General features: G+C 63.5%; 18 protein-coding genes. 7 read left to right on the top strand and 11 right to left on the bottom strand.

Annotated features, from left to right (window positions below; translation table 11 throughout):
• Positions 1–106: 106 nt before the first annotated feature.
• The 7 genes from nosR (at position 107) to QIW53_RS17740 (ending at position 8,785) form a co-directional block, all read left to right on the top strand.
• Positions 107–2,287, top strand: a complete 2,181-nt coding sequence (gene nosR, locus QIW53_RS17770) for a transcriptional regulator NosR (protein WP_371050907.1) — start codon at positions 107–109, stop codon at positions 2,285–2,287.
• Positions 2,288–2,342: 55 nt separating this feature from the next.
• Positions 2,343–4,262: a TAT-dependent nitrous-oxide reductase gene (nosZ, locus tag QIW53_RS17765; protein ID WP_371050905.1), complete on the top strand. Its 1,920-nt coding sequence runs from the start codon at positions 2,343–2,345 to the stop codon at positions 4,260–4,262.
• 27 nt (positions 4,263–4,289) lie between these two features.
• Complete coding sequence (locus QIW53_RS17760; protein WP_371050904.1) at positions 4,290–5,579, top strand: nitrous oxide reductase family maturation protein NosD; 1,290 nt, start codon at positions 4,290–4,292, stop codon at positions 5,577–5,579.
• Positions 5,576–6,499, top strand: a complete 924-nt coding sequence (locus QIW53_RS17755; protein WP_371050903.1) for an ABC transporter ATP-binding protein — start codon at positions 5,576–5,578, stop codon at positions 6,497–6,499. The genes QIW53_RS17760 and QIW53_RS17755 overlap by 4 nt, the downstream gene beginning before the upstream one ends.
• Positions 6,496–7,326, top strand: a complete 831-nt coding sequence (locus QIW53_RS17750) for an ABC transporter permease (RefSeq protein WP_371050902.1) — start codon at positions 6,496–6,498, stop codon at positions 7,324–7,326. Before QIW53_RS17755 ends, QIW53_RS17750 begins: the two co-directional genes overlap by 4 nt.
• A gap of 30 nt (positions 7,327–7,356) precedes the next feature.
• Positions 7,357–7,884 (top strand): nitrous oxide reductase accessory protein NosL, encoded by a 528-nt coding sequence (locus tag QIW53_RS17745; RefSeq protein WP_371050901.1) that lies wholly within the window; start codon positions 7,357–7,359, stop codon positions 7,882–7,884.
• A gap of 157 nt (positions 7,885–8,041) precedes the next feature.
• Positions 8,042–8,785, top strand: a complete 744-nt coding sequence (locus QIW53_RS17740; protein ID WP_371050900.1) for an SDR family oxidoreductase — start codon at positions 8,042–8,044, stop codon at positions 8,783–8,785.
• Between the two features lie 132 nt (positions 8,786–8,917).
• Here the strand turns inward: QIW53_RS17740 and QIW53_RS17735 are convergent, their stop codons facing one another.
• From QIW53_RS17735 to nirS, 11 genes are all read right to left on the bottom strand, one after another.
• A complete protein-coding gene (locus QIW53_RS17735) occupies positions 8,918–10,417 on the bottom strand; it encodes a cytochrome D1 domain-containing protein (protein WP_371050899.1) in 1,500 nt (499 codons plus the stop codon).
• Positions 10,414–11,253 carry a uroporphyrinogen-III C-methyltransferase gene (gene cobA, locus QIW53_RS17730; RefSeq protein WP_371050897.1) on the bottom strand — a complete coding sequence of 280 codons (840 nt, stop codon included), beginning with the start codon at positions 11,251–11,253 and terminating at the stop codon, positions 10,414–10,416. Before cobA ends, QIW53_RS17735 begins: the two co-directional genes overlap by 4 nt.
• A gap of 69 nt (positions 11,254–11,322) precedes the next feature.
• The gene (gene nirJ / locus QIW53_RS17725; RefSeq protein ID WP_371050896.1) at positions 11,323–12,501 is read right to left on the bottom strand and encodes a heme d1 biosynthesis radical SAM protein NirJ; all 1,179 of its coding nucleotides are present in this window, start codon (positions 12,499–12,501) and stop codon (positions 11,323–11,325) included.
• Positions 12,502–12,527: 26 nt separating this feature from the next.
• The gene (ahbB, locus tag QIW53_RS17720; RefSeq protein WP_371050895.1) at positions 12,528–13,031 is read right to left on the bottom strand and encodes a siroheme decarboxylase subunit beta; all 504 of its coding nucleotides are present in this window, start codon (positions 13,029–13,031) and stop codon (positions 12,528–12,530) included.
• The gene (locus tag QIW53_RS17715) at positions 13,006–13,449 is read right to left on the bottom strand and encodes an Lrp/AsnC family transcriptional regulator (protein WP_371050894.1); all 444 of its coding nucleotides are present in this window, start codon (positions 13,447–13,449) and stop codon (positions 13,006–13,008) included. The genes ahbB (QIW53_RS17720) and QIW53_RS17715 overlap by 26 nt, the downstream gene beginning before the upstream one ends.
• Positions 13,442–13,957, bottom strand: a complete 516-nt coding sequence (gene ahbB, locus QIW53_RS17710; RefSeq protein ID WP_371050893.1) for a siroheme decarboxylase subunit beta — start codon at positions 13,955–13,957, stop codon at positions 13,442–13,444. The genes QIW53_RS17715 and ahbB (QIW53_RS17710) overlap by 8 nt, the downstream gene beginning before the upstream one ends.
• Positions 13,942–14,412 (bottom strand): Lrp/AsnC family transcriptional regulator, encoded by a 471-nt coding sequence (locus QIW53_RS17705; RefSeq protein WP_371050892.1) that lies wholly within the window; start codon positions 14,410–14,412, stop codon positions 13,942–13,944. The genes ahbB (QIW53_RS17710) and QIW53_RS17705 overlap by 16 nt, the downstream gene beginning before the upstream one ends.
• 1 nt (position 14,413) lies before the next feature.
• Positions 14,414–15,592 carry a cytochrome D1 domain-containing protein gene (locus QIW53_RS17700; protein WP_371050890.1) on the bottom strand — a complete coding sequence of 393 codons (1,179 nt, stop codon included), beginning with the start codon at positions 15,590–15,592 and terminating at the stop codon, positions 14,414–14,416.
• Positions 15,589–15,915: a c-type cytochrome gene (locus QIW53_RS17695; protein WP_371050889.1), complete on the bottom strand. Its 327-nt coding sequence runs from the start codon at positions 15,913–15,915 to the stop codon at positions 15,589–15,591. Before QIW53_RS17695 ends, QIW53_RS17700 begins: the two co-directional genes overlap by 4 nt.
• Before the next feature lie 16 nt (positions 15,916–15,931).
• Positions 15,932–16,246 carry a c-type cytochrome gene (locus QIW53_RS17690; RefSeq protein WP_371050888.1) on the bottom strand — a complete coding sequence of 105 codons (315 nt, stop codon included), beginning with the start codon at positions 16,244–16,246 and terminating at the stop codon, positions 15,932–15,934.
• Positions 16,247–16,270: 24 nt separating this feature from the next.
• A complete protein-coding gene (gene nirS / locus QIW53_RS17685) occupies positions 16,271–17,893 on the bottom strand; it encodes a nitrite reductase (protein ID WP_371050886.1) in 1,623 nt (540 codons plus the stop codon).
• Positions 17,894–17,978: the final 85 nt, after the last annotated feature.

Raw genomic sequence — 17,978 nt, 5'->3', positions numbered from 1 at the left:
CGTACGCGCTCTGATACGGGGTTTCCTGTCGAGTTGATTTCAATCAAGGGCAAGTGGCCAATCGCTACCTAAGATGGCCGCAAGCCCCTTCGAAATCAGCCCATCCATGACAGCCTTCCAGCCCCCGCGACATGTCTTCCCACGCTATTGGAGTGTCGGGCTGGTGGTGCTGGTGCTGGTGATGATCGCGGTGTTCGCGACGGTGCAGGCCAAATCCTATGGCGACATCGAACGGCAGCGAATCGACAAGGTGTTCCCGCAGACCGATGCGGTGTCCGAGCCGCAAGGCCGGTTCAAGGTGCGCACGCTGTCTGCCGCTGACAAGGTCATCGGCTATGTGTTCCAGAGCCTGGACGTGGTGGACATCCCGGCTTACTCGGGTAAACCGATCAATACCCAGGTGATTCTCGACACCGCCGGGGTCATCCAGGATGCCTATGTCCTGGAGCACCATGAGCCCATCCTGCTGATCGGCATTCCCGAAGAAAAACTCCACGGCTTCAGCGCCCGCTACAAAGGCATCAAGGTCACGCAGCGGGTCGTCGTCGGCCGTTCCAGCGACCAGAGCGCCGTCACCGTCGATGCGATTGCCGGCGCCACGGTCACCGCCATGGTGGTCAATGAAGTCATCATGCGGGCCGCCCATGATGTGGCGGTGTCGCTCAAGCTGGTAGCCGACACCGGCGGCGTGCGGAAAAAACCGGCCGTCGTGCGCCAGGACGTCTACCAGCCCGCCAGTTGGGCGCAATTGACCGGTGACGGCTCCATCCGCCGGCTGAACCTGACCCGTGGCCAGGTTGACGCTGCCTTCAAGGGTACCGAGGCCGAGGGCGTTGAAAACGCCAGCCCGGACCAACTCAACGACACCTTCATCGACCTCTACACCGCCGACCTCAACCCGCCGACCATTGGCCGCGCGCTGCTGGGCGACAACCAGTACCGTTTCCTGATGCAGGAACTCAAACCCGGCGAGCAGGCCATCGCCGTGCTCGGGCGAGGGCAGTACTCCTTCAAGGGCTCGGGTTATGTGCGCGGCGGGATTTTCGATCGGGTGCAGTTGCGCCAGTTCGGCAATGTCATCAGCTTCCGCGACATGGACCATCAGCGACTCTCCGACGTGTTCGCCCAGGGCATGCCGGAATTCGATGAGCTGTCGGTGTTCATCGTGCGCCAGGGGGCCGGGTTCGATCCGGGGTCGCCCTGGTCCCTGGAGTTGCTGGTGCGTCGTCAGACCGGTCCGGTCAACGGCATCTTCAGCAGCTTCGAAGTGGCTTACCAACTGCCCGAACCGTACATCGAGCGTCCGGCGCCGACGGCCGAAGAACGGGCGGCCATCGAGGAAGCCAGCCGGCCGATGTGGTTGAACATCTGGTACCAGAAGCAGTTCCAGATCGCAGTGCTCGCCAGTGCCTTGTTGTTGCTGACGGCCATCCTGTTCCTGCAGGACACCTTCACACGCCAGCCACGGTTCCTGCACTGGCTGCGCCGTGGCTACCTGATCTTCACCGTGGTGTTCATGGGCTGGTATGCCCTGGGGCAGCTGTCGGTGGTCAACGTGCTGACGTTTGTCCATGCGCTGTTCCAGAACTTCCGCTGGGAGCTGTTCCTCACCGACCCGCTGATCTTCATGCTCTGGGTGTTCACCGCCGCCAGCATCCTGCTGTGGGGTCGTGGCGTGTTCTGCGGCTGGCTGTGCCCGTTTGGGGCCTTGCAGGAGCTGATCAACGAAGCCGCGCGCAAGTTGAAAATCCCCCAGTACGAGTTGCCCTTCGCCGTGCATGAACGGCTGTGGGCGATCAAGTACATCATTTTGCTGTTGCTGTTCGGCCTCTCCCTGGAGTCGATGTCCACGGCCGAGCAGTTCGCCGAAGTGGAGCCGTTCAAGACGGCGATCACGCTGCGATTCGACCGCCAGTGGTGGTTCGTGCTTTACGCGGTGGCGCTGCTGGTCATCAATGTGTTCACGCGCAAAGTCTATTGCCGCTACATCTGCCCGCTGGGCGCGGCGCTGGCGATCCCGACCCGATTGCGCCTGTTCGACTGGCTCAAGCGTCGCAAGGAATGCGGCAGCCCCTGCCAGTTGTGCGCCAGGGAATGCGAGATCCAGGCCATTCACCCCGATGGCCGGATCAATGCCAACGAGTGCCACTACTGCCTCGATTGCCAGATGACTTACCACAACGACAACAAATGCCCGCCGCTGATCAACAAGCGCAAGAAGCGCAACAAAACGGCGCCCGTGGCCGCGCAACTGATACCCGTCGTGGAAGTGGCGGCTTCTGAATGAGTTCCACGCGCGCAGGTGCGCCGTGTCCGTTTTTCCCTTCAAGGAGTAACACAAGATGACCGATAAAGAACCCACCACAACCGGACAGGAAGAAGACCCGGCAGGCTTGAGCCGTCGCGGTTTCCTGGGTGGCAGCGCCATGACCGGTGCGGTACTGGCGGGCGCCACGGCCCTGGGTGGCATGGCATTCACCCGCGAGTCCTGGGCGGCGGCCGTCAAGGATGCGCAGTCGAAGATCCATGTCGCCCCCGGCGAGCTGGATGAATACTACGGCTTCTGGAGCGGCGGTCATCAGGGGGAGGTGCGGGTACTGGGCGTGCCGTCGATGCGCGAGTTGATGCGCATCCCGGTGTTCAACGTCGACTCTGCCACCGGTTGGGGCCTGACCAACGAGAGCAAGGCGATCCTGGGCGACAGCGCCAAGTTCCTCAACGGCGACTGCCACCACCCGCACATCTCCATGACCGACGGCAAGTACGACGGCAAGTACCTGTTCATCAACGACAAGGCCAACACCCGCGTCGCGCGTATCCGCCTGGACATCATGAAGTGCGACAAGATCCTCACCGTGCCGAACGTACAGGCGATCCACGGCCTGCGCCTGCAGAAAGTGCCCTACACCAAATACGTGTTCGCCAACGGCGAGTTCGTCATCCCGCACCCGAATGACGGCCACACCTTCGACCTGCAGGACAAGAACAGTTTCACCCTGTTCAACGCCATCGACGCCGAGAAAATGGAAATGGCGTTCCAGGTGATCGTCGACGGCAACCTCGACAACACCGATGCCGATTTCACCGGCAAGTACGCGGCGGCCACCTGCTACAACTCGGAGAAGGCCTACGACCTCGGCGGCATGATGCGCAACGAGCGTGACTGGGTCGTGGTGTTCAACATTCCGCGCATCGAGGCGGCGATCAAGGCCGGCAAGTTCATCACCCTGGACGGTTCGAAAACACCGGTGGTGGACGGCCGCAAAGTCGATGGCAAGGACTCCGAGTTCACCCGCTACATCCCGGTGCCGAAGAACCCGCACGGCTGCAACACGTCCCCCGACGGCAAATACTTCATTGCCAACGGCAAGCTCTCGCCCACGGTGTCGATCATCGAGATCGCCCGCCTGGACGATCTGTTCGCCGACAAGTACAAGGACCCGCGCGAGGTCATCGTCGCCGAGCCCGAGCTGGGCCTGGGTCCGCTGCACACCACCTACGACGGTCGCGGCAATGCCTACACCACGCTGTTCATCGACAGCCAGGTGGTGAAGTGGAACGTGGAAGAGGCGATCCGTGCCTACAAGGGCGAGAAGGTCAATTACATCAAGCAGAAGCTCGACGTGCATTACCAGCCGGGCCATAACCACGCCTCGCTGACCGAAACCAGCGATGCCGACGGCAAGTGGCTGGTGGTGTTGTGCAAGTTCTCCAAGGACCGCTTCCTGCCGACCGGACCGCTGCACCCGGAAAACGACCAGTTGATCGATATTTCCGGCGACGAAATGAAGCTGGTGCACGACGGTCCGACCTTTGCCGAACCCCACGACTGCATCCTCGCGCGCCGCGACCAGATCAAGACCAAGAAGATCTGGGACCGCAACGACCCGTTCTTCGCCGGCACCGTGGCGCGGGCCAAGAAGGACGGGATCAACCTGGAGACCGACAACAAGGTCATCCGCGACGGCAAGAAAGTGCGGGTCTACATGACCTCCATGGCGCCGGCGTACGGGCTGACCGAGTTCACCGTCAAGCAGGGCGATGAAGTGACGGTGACCATCACCAACATCGACCAGATCGAGGACGTGTCCCACGGCTTCGTCATGACCAATCACGGCGCGAGCATGGAGATCAGCCCGCAGCAGACCTCGTCCATCACCTTCATCGCCGACAAGCCCGGCCTGCACTGGTACTACTGCAGCTGGTTCTGTCACGCCCTGCACATGGAAATGGTCGGCCGCATGATGGTCGAGCGGGCCTGACGGTTGGCCATCGACAGGAGCGCAGCGATGACCGCAATCAAGGGCTGTCCGATCAAGGTGATCGCGTTCGCGCTGCTGTCGATGTCCGGCAGCGCGCTGGCGGTGCAACCCATCACTGACCTGCCGTTGCAGGTGGACGCTGAACAACGCTGGCACCTGCCGGCGGGCGAGTACCGAGGCTCGTTCAGCGTCGACCAGCCGATGCACATTGTCTGTGCACCCGGCGCCGTGTTCCAGGCGCTGGGGCAGGGCAACGGGGTCATCGTCAGCGCCCCCGATGTCAGTATCGAAGGCTGCACCTTTCTCGATTGGGGGCACGATCTCACGGCCATGAACTCGGCCGTGTTCCTGCAACCCAAGGCCCGTGGCGCAGTGATCAGGGGCAATCGCATGCAAGGCCAGGGCTTTGGCATCTGGGTCGACAGCACCCGGGACGTGAGCCTGATCGACAACCGCATCCAGGGTGACCCCCAGATGCGTTCCCAGGACCGCGGCAACGGCATTCACCTGTATGCCGTGCGGGGTGCCCGGGTCATTGGCAACCACGTGCGCGACGCCCGTGACGGCATCTACATCGACACCTCCAATGGCAACCTGCTGCAAGGCAATACGCTGGAAGACCTGCGTTACGGCGTGCATTACATGTTCGCCAACGACAATCAGGTGCTCGACAACATCACCCGCCGCACCCGCACCGGCTACGCCCTGATGCAAAGCCGCAAGCTCACGGTGACCGGTAATCGCTCCGAGCAGGATCAGAATTACGGGATCCTGATGAACTACATCACCTATTCGACCCTGCGCGACAACTTCGTCACCGATGTGCGCGACGGCTCGACCGGCGACACCATGATCGCCGGTGCCGAAGGCAAGGCACTGTTCATTTACAACTCGCTGTTCAACAGCATCGAACACAACCACTTCGAACGCAGCGCCGTGGGCATTCACCTCACCGCCGGCTCCGAAGACAACCGCATTGCCGACAACGCATTCGTCGGCAATCAGCGTCAGGTCAAGTACGTCGCGACCCGCTTGCAGGAATGGTCGCTCGACGGCCGTGGCAATTACTGGAGCGACTACCTGGGCTGGGACCGCAACAACGATGGCCTGGGCGATGTCGCCTACGAACCCAATGACAACGTCGACCGCCTGTTGTGGCTGTACCCGCAGGTGCGCCTGCTGATGAACAGCCCGGGCATCGAATTGCTGCGCTGGGTGCAACGGGCGTTCCCGGTGATGAAGTCGCCGGGCGTCATGGACAGCCACCCGCTGATGAAACCGACCACAGACAACCTGACCAAGGAGCCCATCGGATGAATGTCATCGACATCGAAGGCGTCAGCCAGCGCTATGGGCAGACCACCGTATTGCACGACCTGAACCTGAGCCTGGGTGAAGGGGAAGTGCTGGGCCTGTTCGGCCATAACGGCGCGGGCAAGACCACCACCATGAAACTGGTGCTGGGCCTGCTTCAGGCCAGCGCAGGGCGGGTGCGGGTGTTCGAGCGCTTGCCCAGCGATCCGCAGGTGCGGCAAATGCTCGGCTACCTGCCGGAGAACGTGACGTTCTACCCGCAGATGAGCGGTCTGGAAACCCTGCGCCACTTCGCCCGGCTCAAGGGCGCCGCGAATGCCCAGGTGGACCGGTTGCTGGAGGAGGTGGGCCTGGCGGCTGCGGCGCGTCGACGGGTCAAGACTTACTCCAAGGGCATGCGCCAACGCCTCGGGCTGGCGCAGGCATTGCTGGGCGAGCCGCGCCTGCTGTTGCTCGATGAGCCGACCGTGGGCCTCGATCCGATCGCGACTCAGGATCTCTACCGCTTGCTCGACCGCCTGCGCAGCCAGGGCACCAGCATCATCATCTGTTCACATGTCTTGCCGGGGGTCGAGGCGCACATCAACCGTGCGGCGATCCTGACCCAGGGCCGGCTGCTGGCGCTTGGCAGCCTGCGCAAACTGCGCGAGGACGCCGGATTGCCGACGCTGCTGCGGGCCAATGGACTCAAGCGTGCCGGGCCGTTGCAGGCCTCCTGGAACCGCGCCGGGCACGTCACCCAGCGCTGGGGCGTGGAGGGGCTGGAAGTGGCGGCGCTCAATGGCAGCAAGCTGGATTTGTTGCGCCAGTTGCTCAACGAAGATGACCCCAGCGACGTGGAAATCGCCCCACCGTCGCTGGAAGACCTGTACCGCTACTACATGGGCCAGGCCGCTGCACACGCCACTGGAGAGACCGCATGAACCCGATCTGGAACATGGCCCGCAAGGAGTTCAGTGACGGCCTGCGCAATCGCTGGTTGTTGGCGATCAGCCTGTTGTTCGCGATCCTGGCCACCGGTATCGCCTGGCTGGGCGCCGCGGCGTCCGGGCAATTGGGCTTTACCTCGGTGCCCGCGACCATCGCCAGCCTGGCCAGCCTGGCAACTTTCCTGATGCCGCTGATTGCCTTGTTGCTGGCCTACGACGCCATCGTCGGCGAGGACGAGAGCGGCACCCTGTTGCTGTTGCTCACCTATCCGTTGGGGCGCGGGCACATCCTGCTCGGCAAGTTCATCGGTCACGGCGGCATCCTCGCGCTGGCGACGCTGATCGGTTTCGGCTGCGCGATGCTGGCGATTGCGGTGCTGGTGGACGACGTCGAACTCAGCCTGCTGGTCTGGGCCTTTGCCCGCTTCATGCTGTCGTCGACGCTGCTCGGCTGGGGCTTTCTGGGTTTGGCGTATGTGTTGAGCAGCGTCTCTGCGGAAAAATCCACCGCCGCCGGCCTGGCCTTGGGCGTGTGGTTCTTCTTTGTGCTGGTGTTCGACCTGGTGCTGCTGGCCTTGCTGGTGCTTAGCGAAGGGCAGTTCAACCCCCGGGTGCTGCCGTGGTTGCTGCTGCTCAACCCGGCGGACATCTATCGCCTGATCAATCTCTCCGGTTTCGACGGCGGCGCCAGTACCGCCGGCGTATTAAGCCTGGGCAGCGAGCTGCCTGTGCCGGGCGCGATGCTCTGGCTGTGCCTGTTGCTGTGGGTCGCGGTGCCGCTGGGCTCGGCCTGGCTGCTGTTCCGCCGCCGGGCGAGCTGAATTCCTGTCTTGAAATGTTTGGAGTTGACGATGAGTACGCTTTATCTGAAAACGGTTGGCGCGGTGGCGGGCTTGATGGCCTGCCTGATGCTGAGCGGATGTGACAAACCGGTGGAAGCCAGCAACAGCCTGCAGCCTGTCGCCTTTCACTCCAGTGATGAATGCCATGTCTGCGGCATGATCATCGGCGAGTTTCCGGGGCCCAAGGGCGAAGTGGTCGAGCGCAGCGGGGTGAAGAAATTCTGCTCCACGGCAGAGATGATTGGCTGGTGGCTGCAGCCGGAAAACCAGCACAGCGGAGCGAAACTGTATGTGCACGACATGGGCCGCGTGGCCTGGGACAAACCCGATGACGCGCAACTGATCGACGCCCGGGATGCGTTCTACGTGGTCGGCACGAAACTCAAGGGCGCAATGGGCGTGGTGCTGGCGTCGTTCTCCAGCAAGCACATGGCCGACAAGCTGGCCGAAGAGCAGGGCGGTCGGGTGTTGCGCTTCAGCGAGATCGATCAGTCGGTGTTGCAGCAGCCGGCGATGTCGTCGCATTCGATGCATTGATTCACAAGATCGTAGTTGACTGAACCACCGCCATCGTCGGATTGCCGGCCCATTGTGAAAATCTGATCGCCGTCAAGTCGGTATTTCCATGCATGTTCAAAGATAGCCTCCCGCAATGTGGCGAGTGCCCGGCATCGACGATGCCCAGGAGAACATGATGAAAACCGAGTTTCAGGATCGTTTGGCGGTGATCACCGGCGCCAGTTCCGGGATTGGCCTGGCCTTGTGCGCGGCGCTGTTGCCCCGTGGGGTGAAAGTGTTGGCGATGTCGCGAACGGCGGGTGAGTTGCCGACCTTGCAGCAGATCTATGGCGAGCGGTTGCAATGGTTGGCCGGCGACGTCACCTGCGAGCAGGACCTGCAAGCGCTGGCGCAACGCGCGGCGGCATTGGGGCCGGTGGATTACCTGGTGCCCAATGCGGGGATTGCCGAAATGGCCGATAGCCTCGATTTGTCGGCCTTCCAGCGCCAATGGGCGGTCAACGGTGCCGGGGCGTTGAACACCCTGGCGGCGTTGCGCGGTGAGCTGGCGAGTCCGGCGTCGGTGGTGTTTGTCGGCAGTTTCCTCACCGGCTCGAGCTTTCCCGGCCTCGCCGCCTGCATCGCCAGCAAGGCCGCATTGGCGGCTCAGGCGCGGACGCTGGCGGTGGAATTCGCGCGCGTCGACGTGCGCATCAACCTGGTCTCGCCGGGCCCCACCGCGACCTCCATGTGGGACAACCTGGGCCTGAGCGACGGCGAGCTCGACAACGTCGCCGACTGCCTCGGCAAACGCCTGCTGCCCGGTCATTTCCTCGACGCCGGCGCGGTGGCCAACGTGATCATCTTCCAACTGTCCCAGGGCGCACGCGGGGTGTATGGACAGGATTGGCGGGTCGATCATGGGTACACCCTGGCGTAAGCGCACGAAGTCGCCTGTGGACCTGTGGGAGCGGGCCTGCTCGCGAAAGCGTCCGGTCAGTCAACATCGATGTTGAATGGGTTGGCCTCTTCGCGAGCAAGCCCGCTCCCACAGGGGCCGAGGTGGAAATCTCTAGTGCGACGTGCCTTCGGCAAATTCGATCTTGTTGCCGACGTTGTACTTGCCCGAGGGTTTGTTCATCGGGATGCGTTTGATCTCCTCAAGGGTGTTGCTGTCGTAGACGATCAGTGCGCCGTCGGTGGCCCAGATGCTCAGCAGCAGGTGGCGGCCGTCGCGGGTGAATTCGACATGGGCGGCGGTCTTGCCGGGCATGGGGCGCAGGGTGTGGGTGATTTCCAGGGTCTGCTTGTCGATCAGGTGGATGGCATCGTTGTCTGGCCCGAAGAACACGTCGGTCCAGGCGTAGCGCGAGTTGACGTGGCTGCGCATGAAGAAACCCGGCCCCAGGGTCGGGATTTCCTTGATCAGTTTCCAGGTCTTGAAGTCGATCACCGAGATCAGCCCCTTGCTGATGTTCGGCGTGGCGAACACCCATTCGCCGTTGCGCTTCCAGTAGGCACCGGAGCCCAGGTGCGGCATGCCCGGCAGCGGGATGTCGGTGACCACCTTGCCGGTGTCGAGGTCGATGACCTGGCCACCCTTGGCCTTGCGTGAGGTGGCCAGCAGTTGTTTGTAGTCGGGTGAGAAGGAGAAGTCGTCGAGCATGTCCTCGGCGGGAATGCGCCGTGGCACGAAATCCGGCGTGCCGGCGCTGGAGATCTCCCAGACTTCCTTCACGTCCTTGAGCGCGACGATGAAACTGTCCCGTGGCGGGGCGGTGTAGACCGCACTGACGCGCGAAGTCGTGCCGTCCTGGCCGATCGTGGCGATGGTTTTCACCGGCGACAGGTCGCGGGCATCGAGCACCACCAGGCTACCCGGCAGGTAGTTGCCGACCAGCACCCAGCGCCCGTCCTTGCTCACCGCCAGGTTACGGGTGTTGAGGCCGGCGCGGACCTCGGCGATCAGTTTCAGGTTATTCAGGTCGTACAGACTGACCCAGCCATCGCGCGACGCCACATAGACGAAGCGTCCATCCGGCGAAAACTTCGGCCCGCCATGCACGGCAAAGCGCGAGGTGAACCGCGCCAGGACGTTGAAGCGATCGCCGTCGAGGATGTTGATGTGGTGATCGCCGGCTTCGACCACTACGAACAGGTTCAGCGGGTCGGCGCCATGCTGGGGCGTGGCGGGCAACTGGCTGATATCGGCAACCACGACGTGGCTGTTGCGAATGTCTTGATCGGTCCAGACCGGCGGGGTGGCCGGCGGTTGTTGCAGGTAGTCCGCCAGCGCGTCGACCTGGGCGGGGGTGAAGACACTGGCATACCCGGCCATCTGACTGGCGGGGCGACCCTCGCTGATCACGTTGCGAATCTCGGCGGGTTTGATCCGGCTCAGGCTCTCCGGCAGCAACGCCGGTCCTGCGCCGCCGAAACGGTTGGCGCCGTGGCAGCGCTGACAATGCTGCTGATAATTGCTCGCGGCCTCGTCCAGCGCTGCCGAGGTTGGCGCAGCGCTCACGGGGGCCGCGCCGAGCCACAATAACGGGACCAGCAACACGCGTTTCATGACGCTACCTTGCGATGGCGTTGCACGGCCTGCACCGGATAGAAGCGTGCCGGGTGTTCCATCGGTTGCGCCGCGAACAGGCCGACCACCTGGCCAATCACCGTCAGTGTCGGAACCCCCGGCGGACACTCCCGCGCAAGGTTGGGCAACTGCTGCAACGCTCCGCGCAGAACCTGCTGGTCAGGGCGCGAGCCGTTGCTGATCAGGGCGGCCGGGGTGTCGGCCGGCATCCCGGCGTCGATCAGGTGGCGGGCGATGATCCCCAGGTTGGACAGCCCCATGTAGAACACCAGGGTCTGGCTGCCGTCGGCCAGGTCGTGCCAGGGCAAGTTCAAGTCGCCATCGTTTTGCAGGTGGCCGGTGATGAAACGACAGGAGTTGACCAGGTCGCGGTGGGTCAGCGGGATACCGGCGTAAGCGCTGCAACCGGAGGCGGCGGTGATGCCGGGCACGACCTGGCAATCGACGTTGTGCGCCAGCAGGTACTCCAGCTCTTCGGCGCCACGGCCAAAAATGAACGGGTCGCCGCCCTTGAGGCGCACCACCCGCTGGCCCTGGTCGGCGAGGTCGACCAGCAGCTGGTTGATCTGATCCTGGGGCAGGCTGTGGCAACCACTGGCCTTGCCCACGTAGTGTCGGGCGCAGGTGAGGGGGATCAGGGTCAGCAGTTCGGGGCTGATCAGGCGGTCGTAGACCACGGCATCGGCCTGCATCAACAGGCTCCAGGCGCGCAGGGTCAGCAGGCGCGGGTCGCCGGGGCCGGCCCCGACCAGGGCGACTTCGCCCGGTCTGAAGGGGGACTCGAGTGTGGCCGGTAGAGCGATCGGTAAAGGCATGGAACGTCCTTGGTGCTTCATCAGGTTGATCGGCCCCGACCTATTGAGGCGGTTGGCCGAGCGGGCAATTCAGTGGGTGCTGCAAGCAATGGTCGTGACCGGTGGCAGGCCGATTTCTTCATCGCTGAGGTGGCAACCGGGGTCTGGGCCCCAAAGGTCGCCATCGGCCCAGGCGCGAGTCCGGGTGTTGCCGTTGCAGATGGCCAGCCAGCGGCATTCGGCGCAGCGCCCGCCCACCGGGCGCGGGTGCACGCGCAGTTGCTGCAGCAACGCGTCGGGCTGTTCCAGCCAGAGGGTACGAAAGGGTGTGCGCCGCACATTGCCCACCGAGTGCTGCCACCAATAGGTGTCAGGGTGAACTTCGCCGGTGTTGTCGATGTTGGCGATACCGCTGCCGGAGGCATTGCCGCCCCAGTCGCGCAGCATGCGCTCCAGGCGCGCCGTGTGTTGGGGCAGGTGCTGGTCCACCCAGTGCAGCAACAGGATGGCGTCGGCATCGTTGTTGCCGCTGACGAAATCGCTGTCCAGGCCCTGCAGGATGTCCGCCCAGGCCCGCTCGAAGATCAGTGTCATCGCTTCGCGGCTCATCTGTTGCCGGGCGTCGAGCTGGCGGCTGCGTTTGCCGCGACCGCTGTAGTTGAGGTGCGACAGGTAGAACTTCTGCACGTCGTATTCGCGCATCAGCTCAAGCAATTGCGGCAGTTGCGCGTGGTTTTCCTGGGTGAGGGTGGTGCGCAGGCCGACGCGAATACCCTGTTCGCGACACAACTGGATGCCGCGCATGGAACTGGCAAAGCTGCCCTTGAGTTGACGGAATTCGTCATGGGTGGCTTCCAGGCCATCGATGCTGATCCCGACATAATCGAATTGCGCGGCGCGGATGTGCGCGATGTTCTGTTCGTCGATCAGCGTGCCATTGGTGGACAGGGCGACAAAGAACCCCTTGGAGCGGGCATAGGCGCTGAGCACGAACAGGTCGTGGCGCAACAGCGGTTCACCGCCGGACAGAATCAGCACCTTGACCCCTGCGTCGTGCAGGTCGTCGATCACGGCCATGGCCGTGGTGGTGTCCAGTTCGTCGCGAAACACACTGTCGGCCGAGGTGGCGTAACAGTGCTTGCAGGTCAGGTTGCAGCGCCTGAGCAGGTTCCAGATCACCACGGGGGCGCGGTGGCTGCCCGGTGGGCGGGTTCTGGGGGCAGGTGCCCCGCCTGCCAGCGCCCGCAGGTATTGGCTGATCCTCAACATGCAGCTCTCCTTGAGTCGGCGTGTGTCTAGAGTGAGGTGGGCGGCAGGCGCAGGCCGGTTTTCTTCAGGATGCGGCTGCTGACCAGCATTTCATCGGCGCTGCAGGCGTCGCCCAGCAGGTAGCGCAGGTGCTCGCGGTAGCTGTCGATTTCCTCGCTGCTGCGCCCGTGCACCATGGCGAACAGGTTGTAGCGCCAGTCGGTTCGGCGCGGGCGGCGATAGCAATGACTGACGAAGGGTTGCGCACCGAGCAACGCACCGAGGCGTGGCATCTCTGCGTCGCGCACATCCCAGACCGTCATGCCGTTGAAGCGATAGCCCAGGCGATAGTGGTTGGGCACGGCGGCGATACGGCGGATGGCGCCCTCGGCCTGCAGGCGCTTGAGCAGGGTCAGTGTCGATTCGACGCTCAGGTCCAATTGTTCGGCGAGCCAGGCCCAGGGGTCTTCGAGCAGCGGCAGGCCGGTCTGGGTCAGCTCGATCAGGCGTTGGGCCAGGCGGTCTTCAGACCGGGAAATACAGACCGACATGGTAAGTCTCCTCTTTGGGCAGATTGAGCAACGGCAGGCCGGTCAGGGTTTCGATGTGCTGCAGGGTGTCGTCCAGGCGCTGCTGCGTGGCGCAGGCGAGGACGAACCACATGTTCCACGGGTGTTCGCGTCGATAGTTGTGCGCCACTTCCGGCAGGGCATGCAGTTGCTCGGCTACTTCATCGAAGCGCTCCTCGGGCACCGCCAGCGCCGCGAGGGTGAAGGCGCCGCCCAGTTGCTCGATGTCGAACATCGGGCCGAAGCGGGTCAGTACGCCGTCTTCGAGCATCAGGTGCAGGCGGTCGAGCAGTTCGGTGTCGCTGCTGTGCAGCTCGTCAGCCAGTGCTTTCCAGGGATGGCGCACCAGGGGCAGGCCCAGTTGCAGGCGATTGATCAGGCGACGGTCGAGATCATCCATGGGATCGGGCTCCTGGAATCGAGGGGGCGAAGCGCCCGCCGCATTGCTTGAACGCGTGAGTGCTGAACAGCAGTTGGTGGGGCAGATCGCTCAGCAGGTGTTCGGCCAGCAACGCCTGGATATGCGCCTGGACGTACTCGCGTTGACGGCCATGAACCATGCAGAACAGGTTGTAGCGCCATTGCGGCAAGCGTCGTGGCCGTTGATAGCAGAGGCTCACCTCGGGTGCGCTGCCCAGGCGCTGGCCGACTTCGTCGATCAACGCGTCGGGTACATCCAGCACCAGCATGGCATTGGCGGTGAACCCCAGGGCACGATGGTTGAGTACCAGGCCGACCCGGCGGAACAGCCCCTGTTCGTGCCACTGGCGCATTTGCTCGAGCACACCCGGTTCGTCGGCGTTGATCCGTTCGGCGAGGGCCTGGTAGGGCCGCGAAACGTGCGGCAAGCCAGCCTCCAGGTGACGACGCAGGGCGGTTGCCTGCCGAGGGGTCAAACCCGCTTGCATGGGCTGTCTCCCAGGGCAAAACCGAGGTCGATGCGGTAGGCGGTGAGCATCGGCAGGTCCAGCGGCGTGAGGCCGGTATCGTGCTCCAGTTCCTCGAGCACGCGCTCGATGTGCTGACGGTTGGGGCCGGTCAAGACGAACCACAGGTTGTAGTGATGTTCGCGTGCGTAGTTGTGATTGACCTCGGGGTACTGATTGACGCGTTCGGCGACCTGGTGCAGGCGTTCGGCGGGCACGGCAAGGGCGGCGAGGGTACTGGCGCCGGCGCGGCTGTGTTCGAACACCGGGCCGATGCGCGACAGGGCCCCGGCCAGTTCCAGGCGTTGCAGGCAAGCCATCACCTGCGCTTCGCTGCAGCCCAGCACCTGGGCCATCTCTCGATAGGGTTCGGCGCACAGCGGCATGCCATGCTGGAAGCGGTCGATCAGTTGACGGCTGAGCAGGTCGAGGTCCATGTCAATAACCCATCTTTTGTGCACGGCTGCTGAAGAAAATGCCGCTCGGCGCGGCGGCGGGGAGGGTGCTGATGGGTGTGAGGCTGTAGGGGTTCCACACCTGCACCTGATCGCCATCGCGCAGCGACAGCCACAACTGATCGCCCCGCGCGGTGAACTCCATGTGCAACACCGCAGGTCCTGGGCGCAGGTCGGCGACCACGGCGTGGGTTTCGGTGTCGATGACCTGGACCCGGTCGTTGTCCGGATAGGCGAAGTTGACCCACAGCTGCCGACCGTCCGGGCGCGAAGTCACGAATACCGGTTGGCCGGCGACGGCAATGGCGGCGGTCTGTTTCCAGGTGCGCGCATCCATCACCAGCACCTGGTGGCGCCCGACCGCCGGCACGAATGCCTGGTTGTCGGCGACCGCCCAGCCTTCCAGGTGCGGCATCTTGTAGACCGGCAGCTTCGCCTGGCCGCGCCCGTAGTCGCCGAGCACGCGTTGCACGCCGCGTTCGGGGTGCCAGAGGTCGAGCTGGGCCATGCCGTCTTCACCGAACAGCCCGGCCATGTAATAGCGGCCGTCCGGGGTGATCAGCGCGTCATAGGGCTGTTGGCCAATGCCGGTGTAACGACTGATCTGCGGCGTGGTGCCCTGGCTGAAATCAGCCACCCAGATCTCGCCCGTGTCGAACAGGCTGAACACGAAACGCTGCCCGGGCGCGTCCACCAGGCCGACGGTCCGGGAGCGTTTGCTGCCATCGCCCAACGGCGTGGCCGGAATGTCTGCCATCTGTTCCAGGGTGCGGGCATCGAACACCTTGACCCCGCCCGGCACGTAATTGGACACGGCGATCAATTTGCCGTCCTGGCTGATGGCGCCGCCAATGGCGTTGCCGCCCTGGATGACACGTTTGTCGATGCGCCGGGTCAGCAGGTCGATCTTGCTCAGACCGCCGTCGCGACCGAACACATAGGCATAACGCTGGTCACGCGAGTACACCACCGAGGCATGGGACAGGTCGCCCAGGCCTTCGAGTCGGGCCAGCGAGGTATGGGTGTCGCTTTCGATGATCTGCACGCTGCCGGTGGCGCGCTCGACCACCACACCGAGATCGCCGGTGCCACGCAGCGGTGGCTGCGCACAGCCGGACAGCAGCAGGCCGGCGGCAGCCGACAGCAGGAAGGTTCGGATCATATAGAGGGGTATCCCTGGAGTAGGAGGTCGACCAGCCAGCCGATGTCATCGGCGCCGAGCAACGGGGCCCAGCCGGGCATGGCGGTGCCGGGCCGGCCGAAGGTAACGGTGGCAATCAGGCTGTCCCTGGATTTGCCGGCCAGTGCCGAGCGTGTCAGCTCCGGTCCGAGCCCGCCGGTCATGTGCAGGCCATGGCAGGCACCGCAATCCTGGACCAGCAGGTGTTCAAGTTGGGCCTGGCGCGAAGCGTCAGGCGAGGCCAGCGAAGTGGCGCAGAAGAGCAGGAGGGCCGCCAGGACGACGATGTGTCGGTAGATGTTCATGACGCCCTCCCATTGGTTATTTGAGACTCAGTACCCAGTTCGCCAGGGTTTTGGCTTCTTCATCGGTCACCGGGTTGGCGGGCATTGGCATCGCCCCCCAGTTGCCTTGCGTACCGTTCTTGATGTGCTTGGCCAGGGTGTCCGCAGCGCCGGCGACACCGGCATTTTTCGCCGCGACGTCCTTGAGCGCCGGACCGACCAGTTTGCTGTCGATCGAATGGCAGGCCGCGCACGGCTTGCTCTTGAACAGGGTCGGTCCGTCGTCGGCCATGGCCGGTTGCACGGCGAGTGCGGCGGTCAGGGCGAGCAGTGAAAACAGAGTATTTTTCATGGTGTTTCCTTGTATTGATGAAGCTCAATAGATGTCGTGTTGGGTGTTGTAAACGTTGAACTTGCCGGTCGGTGTGATCAGGCGCTTGTCCTTGATCACCGACTTGAGCTTCAGCGTTTTGTCGTCGATCACCACCAGTGCCGATTCGTCCGACTGACCACTCCACACCGAGAACCAGACCTCGTCGCCGGCCTTGTTGTATTCCGGTTGGACGACGCGCATTGCGCCTTCCTTGATGCCCGACCATTCGGCAATCGGCAGCACGGTGAAGCCGGCGTCGAGCTTGTCGATGTTGAACACCGCCACCGACTGACTGATCTTGGCGTCCGGGTTGAGGGTGGTGTCGACGTACAGGTGACGGGAGTTGGGGTGGGTCTTGATGAACAGCGAACCACCGCCCTGACCCTTGATCGAGGCCACCTGTTTCCAGGCGTATTGCGGGTGTTTGACCGGGTCGGTGCCGATCAGCGAGATGCCTTCGTCACCCAGGTGGCTGGTGGCCCACACCGGTCCGTAGGTCGGGTGATCGAAGTTGGCGCCACGGCCCGGGTGCGGGATCTTGCCCACGTCCACCAGCGAGGTCAGCTTGCGATCCTTGGAGTCGATCACGGCGACCTTGTTGGAGTTGTTTGCGGCGGTCATGAAGTAGCGATGGGAGCTGTCCCAGCCACCGTCATGCAGGAACGGCGCGGCGTCGATGTAGGTGATGTTGAGGTTCTTGATGTCTTCGTAATTGACCAGCATGACCTTGCCGGTTTCCTTGACGTTGACGATGAACTCGGGCCATTCGTGGGACGCGATGATCGCCGCGACGCGAGGCTCGGGGTGATATTCCTGCTTGTCGACGGTCATGCCGCGGGTCGAGACGATCTGTTTCGGCTCCAGGGTTTCGCCGTCCATGATGGTGAACTGCGGCGGCCAGTAGGAACCGGCGATGGTGTACTTGTCCTCGTAGCCCTTGAACTTGGAGGTCTCCACCGAACGTGCTTCGATGCCCACCTTGACTTCCGCGACCTTGGTCGGCTCCTCCGGCCACAGGTCGATCATGTCGATGCGGGCGTCGCGGCCAATCACCAGCAGGTAGCGACCGGATGCGGAAATCCGCGAGATGTGCACCGCATACCCGGTCTCGATCAGCTTGACGATTTTCTTGCTGTCACCGTCGATCAGGGCGATCTTGCCGTCGTCGCGCAAGGTCACCGAGAACAGGTTGGGCAGGTTGAGTTTGCTCAACTGCTTCTTCGGCCGGTCTTCGGGCTTGACCAGCACTTTCCAGGTCTTCAGTGTCTCGGCCATGCCCCATTCCGGCGGCGTCGGCGGCGTGTGCTGGACAAACTTGGCCATGGAGGTGATCTGCTCCTTGGTCAGCGCATTGGAGGTGCCCCAGTTCGGCATGCCCCCCGGCGAGCCGTAGGTGATCAGGGCTTCCAGGTACGCCTGGCCGCGGGATTGGGTAATGTCCGGCGTCAGTGGCTTGCCGGTGGCACCCTTGCGCAGCACGCCGTGGCAACCGGCGCAGCGCTGGAAGTAGATTTCCTTGGATGAGTCGAACTCGGCCTGGCTCATGTCCGGCGCGCCGGCGCTGGTCACCAGGGCCGCTTTCGCCACAGCGGGAGCGGCTTCGCCGGCCCCGACGGCGTGGCTCATGGCGAGTGTTGAAAACAGTGTGGCGGCAGTCACAGCTAACGTTTTTCTATTACTGATCAGCATTCCATTTCTCCTCAGGCTGGAC

Source organism: Pseudomonas fluorescens (genome assembly GCF_041354075.1).
Lineage (GTDB): Bacteria > Pseudomonadota > Gammaproteobacteria > Pseudomonadales > Pseudomonadaceae > Aquipseudomonas > Aquipseudomonas fluorescens_CE.
Note: the sequence above shows the minus strand (reverse complement) of the source record. Positions and strands in the feature narration are given on the sequence as shown.

What these genes read in the sequence shown, in the direction of transcription:
- nosR (WP_371050907.1), top strand. Translation starts at nt 107, where the DNA reads ATGACAGCCTTCCAGCCCCCGCGACATGTCTTCCCACGCTATTGGAGT.
- nosZ (WP_371050905.1), top strand. Translation starts at nt 2,343, where the DNA reads ATGACCGATAAAGAACCCACCACAACCGGACAGGAAGAAGACCCGGCA.
- QIW53_RS17760 (WP_371050904.1), top strand. Translation starts at nt 4,290, where the DNA reads ATGACCGCAATCAAGGGCTGTCCGATCAAGGTGATCGCGTTCGCGCTG.
- QIW53_RS17755 (WP_371050903.1), top strand. Translation starts at nt 5,576, where the DNA reads ATGAATGTCATCGACATCGAAGGCGTCAGCCAGCGCTATGGGCAGACC.
- QIW53_RS17750 (WP_371050902.1), top strand. Translation starts at nt 6,496, where the DNA reads ATGAACCCGATCTGGAACATGGCCCGCAAGGAGTTCAGTGACGGCCTG.
- QIW53_RS17745 (WP_371050901.1), top strand. Translation starts at nt 7,357, where the DNA reads ATGAGTACGCTTTATCTGAAAACGGTTGGCGCGGTGGCGGGCTTGATG.
- QIW53_RS17740 (WP_371050900.1), top strand. Translation starts at nt 8,042, where the DNA reads ATGAAAACCGAGTTTCAGGATCGTTTGGCGGTGATCACCGGCGCCAGT.
- QIW53_RS17735 (WP_371050899.1), bottom strand. Translation starts at nt 10,417, where the DNA reads ATGAAACGCGTGTTGCTGGTCCCGTTATTGTGGCTCGGCGCGGCCCCC.
- cobA (WP_371050897.1), bottom strand. Translation starts at nt 11,253, where the DNA reads ATGCCTTTACCGATCGCTCTACCGGCCACACTCGAGTCCCCCTTCAGA.
- nirJ (WP_371050896.1), bottom strand. Translation starts at nt 12,501, where the DNA reads ATGTTGAGGATCAGCCAATACCTGCGGGCGCTGGCAGGCGGGGCACCT.
- ahbB (WP_371050895.1), bottom strand. Translation starts at nt 13,031, where the DNA reads ATGTCGGTCTGTATTTCCCGGTCTGAAGACCGCCTGGCCCAACGCCTG.
- QIW53_RS17715 (WP_371050894.1), bottom strand. Translation starts at nt 13,449, where the DNA reads ATGGATGATCTCGACCGTCGCCTGATCAATCGCCTGCAACTGGGCCTG.
- ahbB (WP_371050893.1), bottom strand. Translation starts at nt 13,957, where the DNA reads ATGCAAGCGGGTTTGACCCCTCGGCAGGCAACCGCCCTGCGTCGTCAC.
- QIW53_RS17705 (WP_371050892.1), bottom strand. Translation starts at nt 14,412, where the DNA reads ATGGACCTCGACCTGCTCAGCCGTCAACTGATCGACCGCTTCCAGCAT.
- QIW53_RS17700 (WP_371050890.1), bottom strand. Translation starts at nt 15,592, where the DNA reads ATGATCCGAACCTTCCTGCTGTCGGCTGCCGCCGGCCTGCTGCTGTCC.
- QIW53_RS17695 (WP_371050889.1), bottom strand. Translation starts at nt 15,915, where the DNA reads ATGAACATCTACCGACACATCGTCGTCCTGGCGGCCCTCCTGCTCTTC.
- QIW53_RS17690 (WP_371050888.1), bottom strand. Translation starts at nt 16,246, where the DNA reads ATGAAAAATACTCTGTTTTCACTGCTCGCCCTGACCGCCGCACTCGCC.
- nirS (WP_371050886.1), bottom strand. Translation starts at nt 17,893, where the DNA reads ATGAGCCACGCCGTCGGGGCCGGCGAAGCCGCTCCCGCTGTGGCGAAA.